At 49.9% G+C, this 929-nt stretch carries 1 pseudogene; it reads left to right on the forward strand.

The features are described from left to right. Positions 1-555: 555 nt before the first annotated feature. Positions 556-840 (forward strand): annotated as a pseudogene (locus ACXJ5O_RS28350) (alpha/beta hydrolase); the annotation flags it as partial. Positions 841-929 lie beyond the last annotated feature (89 nt).

Below are 929 nucleotides of genomic sequence, written 5' to 3' on the forward strand. Positions count from 1 at the left end.
ATTTTGAAACTATGAGAATTTGACGACTTGAAAGTTTGAGACTCTGAAAGTCTGTGATTCTTAGACTTTCAGAGTCTGTCAGTTTGAGAATTACGTCTGCAAACAGTCCGAGCATTCGCACTGAACGATCGCAATTCTCGTAAACTGCCAGCGCGGTACTTTTATCGCCCTGCGGGCGAAACGGACTTCTGGCACCAGAAGTCCTATCCTGCCATTTATTGCCTCGCCATTTATAGCCTCGAAGCGAACTCTATCCCAAGCGATCAGGCCAAGGCGATTACCAACATCTTGGTATAACGTGGGATCGAGATTGGAATCAGATAGAACGCGCGACGGAATAGGCCTGTTGCTCAGTAGTGAGCCGTTTTCCCGAGCGTCCCGGCGAGAACCATGGTCTAAAAGGGCTGGCTTGCGATGGCAAATTGGGATGAAACGAACGCAACGCAGGTGATCACGCCAAAATAACCGAGCATCTCGGCACTGCCGTCGATAGTGAAGGCAGACGCCCTCCTCCATTCACTGTATGTTCTACTCTAGCGTATGATTTGGAACAGTTCTTGTCGGCGCACCTATTACCCGTACTTTCCGGTTTCGCTTCTTATCAAGGATTCCTTCTGCTCAGACCTCAAAATAGCGAAGGTGAGGCAACCGAAGCTGTTCATCCACGGCCGGCATGCCTACATCATCCCGCTGCATGCGGGCGAGGCGCTATATCGCATCGCTCCCGAGCCTAAACAGATGCTGATTTACGAAAGCTGTGGTCACAATGATGTTTGGAATGACGGGTTGGTCGGCGACGTCATCCACTTTCTGGACGCGATGAAAAGAGACATCATCTAAAGCCCCAAGTTCGAAGTTCTCGGCAGGAAAAATTTCAAGACAAAGATGGACCGCATTTGCAATGCGAACCCTGTTGGAGTGTCCCAATC

This window comes from Phyllobacterium sp. P5_D12 (genome assembly GCF_054049495.1).